The 9,321-nt window shown below is 32.9% G+C and carries 10 protein-coding genes and 1 tRNA gene; 5 read left to right on the top strand and 6 right to left on the bottom strand.

What is annotated here, in order from left to right:
- Positions 1–820, bottom strand: an 820-nt coding sequence (locus LJE08_RS11755; protein ID WP_227403324.1) for a site-specific integrase, incomplete at its 3' end; no start/stop codon positions are given.
- Between the two features lie 43 nt (positions 821–863).
- Here LJE08_RS11755 and LJE08_RS11750 point away from each other — a divergent pair.
- From LJE08_RS11750 to LJE08_RS11735, 4 genes are all read left to right on the top strand, one after another.
- On the top strand, positions 864–1,112 hold the full coding sequence (locus LJE08_RS11750; RefSeq protein ID WP_227403323.1) for a hypothetical protein: 249 nt from the start codon (positions 864–866) through the stop codon (positions 1,110–1,112).
- A 56-nt stretch (positions 1,113–1,168) separates the two neighbouring features.
- The gene (locus tag LJE08_RS11745) at positions 1,169–1,441 is read left to right on the top strand and encodes a phage holin family protein (RefSeq protein ID WP_227403322.1); all 273 of its coding nucleotides are present in this window, start codon (positions 1,169–1,171) and stop codon (positions 1,439–1,441) included.
- Positions 1,442–1,455: 14 nt separating this feature from the next.
- Positions 1,456–1,851 (top strand): hypothetical protein, encoded by a 396-nt coding sequence (locus LJE08_RS11740; RefSeq protein ID WP_227403321.1) that lies wholly within the window; start codon positions 1,456–1,458, stop codon positions 1,849–1,851.
- 98 nt (positions 1,852–1,949) lie between these two features.
- Entirely contained in the window at positions 1,950–3,047 is a 1,098-nt protein-coding gene (locus LJE08_RS11735) for a peptidoglycan recognition family protein (RefSeq protein ID WP_227403320.1), read from the top strand.
- Positions 3,048–3,704: 657 nt separating this feature from the next.
- On the opposite strand, the gene LJE08_RS11730 is transcribed toward LJE08_RS11735, so the two are convergent.
- The 5 genes from LJE08_RS11730 to LJE08_RS11710 all read right to left on the bottom strand — a co-directional run bounded on the left by LJE08_RS11730 (position 3,705) and on the right by LJE08_RS11710 (position 7,453).
- Positions 3,705–4,271: a hypothetical protein gene (locus LJE08_RS11730; RefSeq protein WP_227403319.1), complete on the bottom strand. Its 567-nt coding sequence runs from the start codon at positions 4,269–4,271 to the stop codon at positions 3,705–3,707.
- Positions 4,272–4,907: 636 nt separating this feature from the next.
- Positions 4,908–4,982, bottom strand: a tRNA-Glu gene (locus LJE08_RS11725).
- A gap of 49 nt (positions 4,983–5,031) precedes the next feature.
- A complete protein-coding gene (pepD, locus tag LJE08_RS11720; protein WP_227403318.1) occupies positions 5,032–6,438 on the bottom strand; it encodes a beta-Ala-His dipeptidase in 1,407 nt (468 codons plus the stop codon).
- A 63-nt stretch (positions 6,439–6,501) separates the two neighbouring features.
- Positions 6,502–6,888 carry an Hsp20/alpha crystallin family protein gene (locus tag LJE08_RS11715; protein WP_117924250.1) on the bottom strand — a complete coding sequence of 129 codons (387 nt, stop codon included), beginning with the start codon at positions 6,886–6,888 and terminating at the stop codon, positions 6,502–6,504.
- A gap of 79 nt (positions 6,889–6,967) precedes the next feature.
- Entirely contained in the window at positions 6,968–7,453 is a 486-nt protein-coding gene (locus tag LJE08_RS11710) for an LURP-one-related/scramblase family protein (RefSeq protein WP_217256401.1), read from the bottom strand.
- Between the two features lie 247 nt (positions 7,454–7,700).
- Here LJE08_RS11710 and LJE08_RS11705 point away from each other — a divergent pair, with 247 nt between their 5' ends.
- Entirely contained in the window at positions 7,701–9,254 is a 1,554-nt protein-coding gene (locus LJE08_RS11705; RefSeq protein WP_227403317.1) for an aryl-sulfate sulfotransferase, read from the top strand.
- The last annotated feature ends 67 nt before the right edge of the window (positions 9,255–9,321 follow it).

Genomic DNA, 9,321 nt, shown 5'->3' with positions numbered 1-9,321 from the left:
TTGTAATTGATACATTGGAGTGGCCTAACAATTCACTCAGTGATTTATAGTCACAACCACATTCAATACATCTTGTCGCAAATGTGTGTCGGAGAGCGTGAAACTTCCTATGCGGTAGTTCAAGTTCTTTAAGCAACTTATTGTAATACAATCTGTATTTATTAGGTTCTATCGGTTTATCTCGATTCGTTAACACATAGTTGTCTGCATCACCTTGAAGCAATATAGCATAATGCATTATCCATGTGTTCAAGGGAATCATACGAGTGCTAGAACGTGATTTAGGTGGTGTTATTGAAAGATGACTGCCGTCTTCTTTTGTGTATGTTCGTATCATGGTTTTGTCAATTTTTAAAAGTTTGGTCTGTACATTTATATCAGACCATTTCAAAGCGCATAGTTCACCTATGCGTATTCCGGTGTGGATGCATAAAAGTATTCCAAAGTTTTTACAGTTGATCTCAGATTGGAGGTGATTAATCAATGTTATTTGATGTTCTTTTTCAAAAATCTCGACCGCCTTAGGAGGATGGTAAGGCAACTGAACATCGACTTTGAATGGAAGTGTAAACTTCAAGATTTGAATAATGTCTTTGGCGTATTTGAATGATATACCGCCTTTGCCATCTTTACGGCCGTTTTCAAGCTTTTGAAGAATCATTTCCTGGAGAATATCATTGTTCAGTTCCTCGATTTGATAACTGCCAAGTGATGGCAGTATGTGATTGTGGATCACATTACAATAATTTGTGTAAGTGCTGTATTTTAGATAGATTTTCTTTTCCTTTAACCAGGATGTTAATTTTTCTGAATATAGCATTTTTGTTTACCTCGCTTTTTTTATATTAATAGGAGGATTTTATATGACTAAAGTTCATGAAATCAATTTAAATACAAAGTTATGGAATTTCTTTACGGAACATGACTTTATTATTCTTGATTTGACAGATAGACAAATCAATGAACAAGATTACGTGTTATTCAAACAAGTGTCTTTAGATGAAGGAAAAGAAACTGATACAGGTTTGTTTAGAATGACACAAATTCGTAGCATCACAACTAACGATGGTTTCAAAGATGGTTATGTGATGTTAAACGTAACTAAATTATAGATATTGCGGAGTCTAGAAATAGGCTCGTTTTTAATAAGTCTAATAGGAGGATCAGTATGAATTTAGATTTTACACAAGTTACAAATTATTTTGTTTTAGTTGTTTTGGTAGCGTGCTTAGTTGTCGGATATATTTTAAAAACATCATTTACAAGTTTTCCTAATAAATATATTCCAACAGTGCTTGCTTTAATTGGAATGACATTAAATCTAGCGGTATCAGGCCTTTCGATTGAAAGTGCCGTATATGGAGCGGTGATGGGATTGGCATCTACCGGACTGCATCAGGCATTTACACGTTTCATTGAAGGCCAAACAGAAGAAAAATAAAGTAGGTGGTTTGTATGAATTTTACAATTACAAGCCATCAGATTGTATGGATTTGTGGCTTCATAGCATCCATTTGGGGTGTTGTGAAGATTATTAAAGAATTGAAAAAGCCGAGTGACGATTTAAAAGCTAAAGTTCAAAGACACGATGAATTGCTTCACAAAGATAATGAGCGATTAAATTCACTTGAGAAGATAACACTGAATCAGGAAGGTATCAATCGCAAATTAGAAGAGCATACTCGCATTCTATCAGATCATGACGATCGGTTAGAAGAAGATAAAAAGCGAGGCGATCTGATGCTAAAAGCAAACATGGCCATTCTTGATGGAATGCTATCAGAAGATGATAAAGAAAGCCTAAAGGCTACACGAAAGGAAATTCAGGACTTTTTAGTCGAAAAGAATTAGGAGGTATAATTCATGGAAGAAAAAGAAGTAAAATTTGAAGATTTATCAGAAGAAGCTCAATCTGAGTTATCAAATGGAAAAGAAGAAGGTGAAGAAGAATGTCATATTCAAGCTTAACAAATAAATATATTCCTGCTAGTGCAGATAACTATATGCGAGGACGTGGTGGCTATAAAGTATGTAAAATCACACCTCATCATATGGCATGTCAGTGGAGTGCCGAAAGATGCGCTCAATCATTCCAAGTAAGTGGAAGAATGGCTAGCGCAAACTATTGTATCGGTTCAGATGGTACGATTGTTGCGAATGTTGATGAAGAAAACAGAGCGTGGACATCATCAAACTACTACAACGATTGCCAATCAATTACAATTGAAGTTGCAAATGAAACGTGTGCGCCTAATTGGAATATCTCAACTAAAGCATGGAATGCATTAGTAAATTTATGTGTTGATATTTGTAAACGATATGGATTTAGATTAAATTACACAGGAAATGCGAATGGAAGTTTGACAGAGCATAGAATGTTTGCAAGTACAAGTTGCCCAGGTCCTTTCCTACACGATAGAATGCCTCAATTAGCACAAGAAGTAAATGCTAGATTAGATGGTCAGACTGTAGCGCCAAGCGCTCCTAGCACTCCAAGCGCTCCAAGCGGTGAAAAGTATTCAGTCGGTACACCTATCTGTACAAATACATTAAGCGTTAACTGCTACGGAACTTCTAAAATCTTAAAAGGAGATTGGAACGGTTCAATTGGTAGGGTTATTAAAGGCTCTAAATATCCATATCGTGTTGATCGTAATGGGGTAGCTATTGGATGGACAAATGATGCAGGTATCGATACAGACCCTCATACACCAGTAGGAACGACGCAATCAAGTAGTGAAGCTATCGACCAAATCTTGCACGAAGGAAGCTATGTTACATCTGTGCACATGAAAATCGGCAATCAAGGTTTGAAGAAAATTGGCGATGATTTATGTTGCTATTTATCTCAATTAGGTGGTTGGTTTCCAATTCGCTTAGTTGATAAAGTGCCAAATTCAGATGGATATAATGACAATGTGTTGCATACTACAAATGCAGTTGTCTATGTAACTAGAATCAGAGTTGATGTGGTTAATGTTCAAAAGAATATTGTTAAAATTGGCGGTATTTGGGTTGACCCAACACCATTAACAGAAATTGCGTAAAGTATAAAAATAACACATATAAGTGTCAAAATTGTACAAAATGTGCAAAAATTACAATTAAATATCAATAAAAGTGTCATAATTAAAAAAATGGCACATAGCTCGTCTACTAGTGTAGAAGGAGTATCCTAGGACGTATGATTTATACGTCCTTTGCTTTTTTGTGTTAAAATATAAGCACATAGATTAGTAGAGTGCACAATACGACCAATACCATAATATGGTATAATATCTATGCTTAGGGGAATACGATCATATTCTTTTTATCTCGTATACCATTTATTAGGTATAAGGAGAAATGAAACTGCTACGCATTTAATTGTGTGGCAGTTTTTGATATGTTATACTAATAAAGGCCAAAACATGAGAAATTCTAAGTGAACCATGTTAGCTTGATGTACAAATCCAAGTTAGGCATATGGATTTATTAGTATTGATCTATAGTCATACCAAGCGTGACTGATTGATATTATTTTTATGCAAGTCGACTACAAAGAAACATTATTTTCTTACCACTGAATAGAGTACATTCTAGAAGTACTTGAAAGGTGGTTCTTTTTTTTTGTTCAAAAGTATGCTCGTAGCATACATGCTTCGCATAAGGCCCTTGACCATCGGAACGAGATACAATAAAAGAAAAAGCCTATTAAATAGGCCTTAATCTAAATCGACTGCATAGTAGTTTCCAAAGCTACACATTTGATAGCATTCACTATCTTCATCGTAATCTTCAAAGTAATATTTTCCATAAAGCTTAACATACTTACCAGTTCCAACTTCAACTTCTGCATATCCATTTACAATTGGATTGTCACCGAGTTTTTCATGAATTTCTTTTTCATTATATTGAGTTTCAAAATCATCTTCATCAAAAGCATCAATGTAAACTTCACGCGAAGTGTTTAGATCATCAAATTTTTTTTCAAAATCTTCATATCTTCCAAAGTAACCTTTGAATTTTCCAAAATCATCATAATCTTTTAGATTTTGAATAAATTGATTAAAATAACTTTCGTCTGTACTTAATTTAGTTGTGCTATACATATTGCTTTCCTTCATAGCTTTCGCTTTTTCAATTGTTTGATTCATTGCGTCTCTAATTACATCTGCTTGACTGATACATAAGCTTTTACAAGCTTGTTTGAATTCGTTTGCGAAATCATTCTGAAATCTAGCAGATATGATTGTCATTTTTTCTTTGTTGTACTTGTCTTGTGGTCTCATTTTAAACACCTCCTATAGTAATGTAACCAACATTTCAATAAAGAAGAAAATTAACCCTAGAATAAATAAAATTTGTAATATTGTCTTTTTCATACGTTTGCTTATTCATGAAATATAAATTATAATGTTAGCGAGAAGGAGTAGCTAACTAGCCACCCCTAATCACTTTAATCAAAATAAGAATCCAGCCAGTAATGGAAATCATTTTGATTACGACTTCTTCGATTAGGTCTAGATTTCGAAGAAGTTCTTTTAATTTATCTCTCATGTGTTCTCCTTTCTACATATATATTATAACATAATGCTAGCATATATACAAGCATTATATAACTTTTTTTGAACAAAAATTAAGTTTTTAAAAACATAACGTACAAAGTAACAAATGATAATCAAAAGTGAAGGGAATGAAAGCAAATATTTACTTATATTATTTTTCTAGTAAATTTTAAAAATAAATATATAAAGAAATATATAAGAAAAAAAGTTACAACTCACTTTTTGCCTTCATTGCCTTCACTTTTTGAAAAGGTAAAAATCCGATTGAAAAATGCAGAATTTAAAAAAATTAAGACATAATTAAGACATTGGATTGTATAAAAATAAAAAAACCCTTTAAATAAAGGGCATTTAGCTATATGGTAGCGCGTACGGGATTTGAACCCGTGATACAGCCTTGAGAGGGCTGTGGCTTAACCGCTTGCCGAACGCGCCATGTGCTTAAGTATTATAGCACAAAATAAAAGAGAAGTATAGACTTCTCTTACAATTCTGCAATCAAATCGCATAAGTTTTTATAGGCTTTTTGAAAAGATTCTAGGTTTAATTTTTCTTCTGGTGTATGACAACCTTGGGCAATAGGACCGTATGTGATGATATCTAAATCTGGAATCAATCCTTTTAGAATACCCGTTTCCATACCGCCGTGTGATGCTTCCGTTTCCATTTCTACACCTTGTTTTTTTAAGATTTCTTTTAATTTTTCTCTTAATGAACTGTTAGCTTCATAGTTCCAACCACAGAAGTTTGTATCTTCATGTTCAGAAGCATGACATAACTGTGCAATCATTTTGATTTTATTTCCTAATTCATCTTTCATAGATTCTAATGGGGAACGGATGCAGAATGCACATTTTACAACATTGTCTTCTGTTCTTAGCTTACCTAAGTTAAGGGAAGATAGAGTTAATCCTTCGATAGCCATAGATTTATGTTGTAAACCATTTGGTAGTAAGTAGTATAGTGTGATCAATTCGTTTGAATCTTTTGAAGTAAAAGCTTTAATGGCTTTGTCTGATTCTTCCAATTGAATATCGAGTTTACTATCACTAAATTCAAATTCTGTTTTTAAATCTTTTACGATAGAATCTATATTTGGCTTGATGTCTGAAACGAAAGTTGCCTCTGCTTCTCTAGGAATCGCATTCTCTTTAAGTCCACCATTCACAGATACGATTTGAATATCTTTTAATGTTTGCAGAACTCTAAATAAGATTTTAATGGAGTTACCCTTCTCTTGATCAATGCAAGCACCTGAATGCCCTCCATCTAATCCTTTGACAGTAAGTTTGTAGGTTGGTTTGTCAACTTCTTCAAACGTGCATGTTTTATCGACATAGGCATAGCGACCACCACTTGTAGTGGTACAAGTACTAACTTCACCACCACCATCTAAACCAATCATTTTCTTGGCTTGGAAGTATTCTTTCTTTAAATGGATAGATCCTAATAGACCTACTTCTTCTTGTACAGTAAATACGCATTCTAAGTTTGGATGTTTTAGAGTATCATCACTAAGAATGGCCAACATGTAGCTAACGCCAAATCCATCATCGGCACCTAATGTTGTTCCTTTTGCTTTTAACCAGCCATCTTCAACATATAAATTTAAAGCATCGGTTTCAAAGTCAAAGTCGACATCCTTATTCTTTTCGCATACCATATCCATATGTGCCTGCAACATAACTGTATCGTGATCTTCGTAGCCTGGTGTAGCCTCTTTATAAATAATCACATTATTCATGTCATCACGAACATATTTAAAATCATGTTCCTTCGCAAAATTTTCTACATAGTCTGCGATTTTTTCTTCATGAAATGATCCATGAGGAATCTTTGAGATTTCTTCAAAATATTTGAAGATCGCAACATTTTCATCTAATACACTCATTGTTTGTACCTCCACTTGATTAAAAATAGTATAATCCAAAAAATGAGAGACGCAAGTCTCTCACTATTGAATATTGATATATCTTGTTTCTTCTTCACGCTTCACTGGTTTTGTAGGTAATAAGATAAATAATTCACCATTGTCAAAACTAGCTTTGATATCCTCTTGTTTATAGCCTTCACCAATATAGAAAGAACGAGAATAAGTTCCAGTAAATCTTTCTTGACGAAGTACACGCGTATCTTCTTTGTTGATATTACGAGTGGCTGTGATCTTTAAGTAGCCATCTTTTAGTTCAATTTGAATATTTTCTTTTTGAATCCCACAAACCTCCATGCAGATTTGATAATATCCATCCTTTTCATAAATATCTGTTCTTAATACAGTACTTGTATCTTGTTTTTTAGTATCATTGAAAAAGTCATCAAAATAATTAGGGTAATAGCGCATATTGAATCCTCCTTAGCACTTATATCTTTTAACTGCTAGTATCATAGTACAATTATTTGGCACAGTCAAGAGGTGAGTGCTAATAATTTTGTCGCTTGTTTCTAGAACATTTTTCTGCATCAATAGCCAAGACAAACATAAGCGCATCCAATGCATTTTCTGGGTCTTTAACATCAATGACATAGGTATCTGTTAAATTAAATATTTCTTTACGAATAATCGCTACAGTATCATAGTTTTCATCCACAATTGTATAATTCCATTCAGTAAGAGTTCCATCAATATGCCATCCATTATAGTCAATGTGGTAATGTGGAGTAAAGAAAGATAATTCTTTCGATAGACATCCAATATATTCATTATTCTTATAGATTTCAAATTTAGGAAGTAAAGTCATCACCTTTTCTAATACATTACCCACTTCATTTCCATTTTGATCATAAATGACTAGCTTATGTCCCCAAGAAAGCCTTCCTTCAACTTGATATATGATTTGACCTGACTCATCATAAATATCATAGCTATCAAACCAGGAAAAGAATCTTTGTTTAAATAATAGTTTCATAGTATCATCACCACATAAATTATAACATTTTCTAGAATTCTTAATTTGTATCTTCACATCTTTTAAGGTTTATTTAAGTTTGAATCAGTATACTCACTTACGAAATAGGCGATTATACTTTTCATGCCCTTAAAATAATCAAGCCTATTTCTTTTTTTTGACAAATTGAAATTTCCGTTAAAATCTTAAGAAAACTTAAGGAAATCTTAAGAAAAACATAATACAATATTTCCGAGGTGGATTATTTATGAAGAAAAAACTTGGAAATATATTGATTTTTGTGCTGATTATTGGACTTACCATTGGATATGGAATTTATAAAGATAGTCAATCTACAGTCACAGTCAATAAAATTTATACGATGGAGTTTCAAGAACAAGCATTATCGGATTTAGAAAATGAAAAAGGAAATGGGAACTATACACTTCAAAATATATTTATGAAATACAATCCTTTTTCAACCAATACACAATCGATGTATGTTTATTTTAATACATCCAAAGTGGCTAAAATTACATATACAGTGAGTTGCAGCGATTACACGGATTTTACAGCTACGGCTTATCAGGCTAAAGAATATCAAAAGGAACATGAGTTTCAATTGATTGGTTTGATTCCAAATTGTACAAATACAATCACAATTACAGCCACCTATAAGGATGGAACAAGTCAAAGTGTAAGTACAAACTATACAATGGGATCACTTTTAGGTGATGAAGATATACAACTTAAACAAGTGTCTGGTTCTAAACAAGATTTAGGCAATGCTTTATATACACTATTAGGAAATGATGCGGATGATCAAGACTTTGTCTATGTGTATGATACAAATGGCGTTTTGCGTGGGGAAATTCCAATTATTGGATATCGTTCTCATCGTATGTTGATGCAAAATCAAATCTTATATATGAGTGTATCTACACATAGAATGGCTGCCATCAATCATTTAGGTATGATTGAACACATTTATAATTTGGGTAATTATATGGTTCATCACGATTATCAATTTGATCAGGATGGAAATTTGATTTTATTAGCTACAAATGAGGAAAAGAATAGTGTAGAAGATTGTATTATTAAATTGGATGTAGATAGCGAAGAAGTAAGTGAAGTATTAGATTTAGAAGATTTGTTTAAAAGCTACAAAGAGAGTACGGATCATAAAGAAGGTTCAAAATGGGATTGGCTGCATATCAATACACTTCAATACTTAAGTGATGATAGTGTTATTCTTTCTTCTCGAGAAACAAGTTCGATCTTTAAAATTAATGATATAAGCACAAATCCAAGTATTGGCTATATCATAGGCAATGAAGATTTCTGGAAAGATACAGACTATACAAAGTATTTATATACAAAAGTAGGGGACTTCTTGACGAGTGGAGGACAACATACCGTAACATATATGGAAGATGATGCATTAGAATCTGGTCAATATTATCTATACATGTTTGATAATAATTTTGGATATTCTAAGACAAAAAAAGATTATGATTGGACTGTCAATGATGGAATTCAAACAAGTATTACAGAAGGCACGACATCCTATTACTATCAATATTTAGTGGATGAAAATGAAGGGACATATACATTGGCCAATTCATTTGAAGTTCCGTTTAGCGCCTATGTATCGAGTGCACAAAATTTAGGTGATCATATTGTCGTAAATTCAGGAATTGCAGGACTATTATCCATTTACGATACGGATGGAAATCTTGAACAACAGTTCAGTATAAAGAAAAATGATCGTTTTATTTATCGAATTTATTTTTATGACTACAAAGGATATTATTTTAGTTAGAGAGTAATTCTCCAATGTCATTAAGTTAAGAAATGACGAACCATCCAGATACTATTGTCTGGATGGT

The sequence above is a fragment of the Holdemanella sp. DFI.5.55 genome (assembly GCF_020593575.1).
Classification (GTDB): domain Bacteria; phylum Bacillota_I; class Bacilli_A; order Erysipelotrichales; family Erysipelotrichaceae; genus Holdemanella; species Holdemanella hominis.
This window is presented reverse-complemented; position numbering and strand designations above follow the sequence as displayed.

Bases quoted from the DNA above. Each gene is read 5' to 3' on its own strand.
- LJE08_RS11730 (WP_227403319.1), bottom strand. From the start codon at position 4,271: ATGAGACCACAAGACAAGTACAACAAAGAAAAAATGACAATCATATCT.
- LJE08_RS11750 (WP_227403323.1), top strand. From the start codon at position 864: ATGACTAAAGTTCATGAAATCAATTTAAATACAAAGTTATGGAATTTC.
- LJE08_RS11705 (WP_227403317.1), top strand. From the start codon at position 7,701: ATGAAGAAAAAACTTGGAAATATATTGATTTTTGTGCTGATTATTGGA.
- LJE08_RS11710 (WP_217256401.1), bottom strand. From the start codon at position 7,453: ATGAAACTATTATTTAAACAAAGATTCTTTTCCTGGTTTGATAGCTAT.
- LJE08_RS11715 (WP_117924250.1), bottom strand. From the start codon at position 6,888: ATGCGCTATTACCCTAATTATTTTGATGACTTTTTCAATGATACTAAA.
- LJE08_RS11745 (WP_227403322.1), top strand. From the start codon at position 1,169: ATGAATTTAGATTTTACACAAGTTACAAATTATTTTGTTTTAGTTGTT.
- LJE08_RS11735 (WP_227403320.1), top strand. From the start codon at position 1,950: ATGTCATATTCAAGCTTAACAAATAAATATATTCCTGCTAGTGCAGAT.
- pepD (WP_227403318.1), bottom strand. From the start codon at position 6,438: ATGAGTGTATTAGATGAAAATGTTGCGATCTTCAAATATTTTGAAGAA.
- LJE08_RS11740 (WP_227403321.1), top strand. From the start codon at position 1,456: ATGAATTTTACAATTACAAGCCATCAGATTGTATGGATTTGTGGCTTC.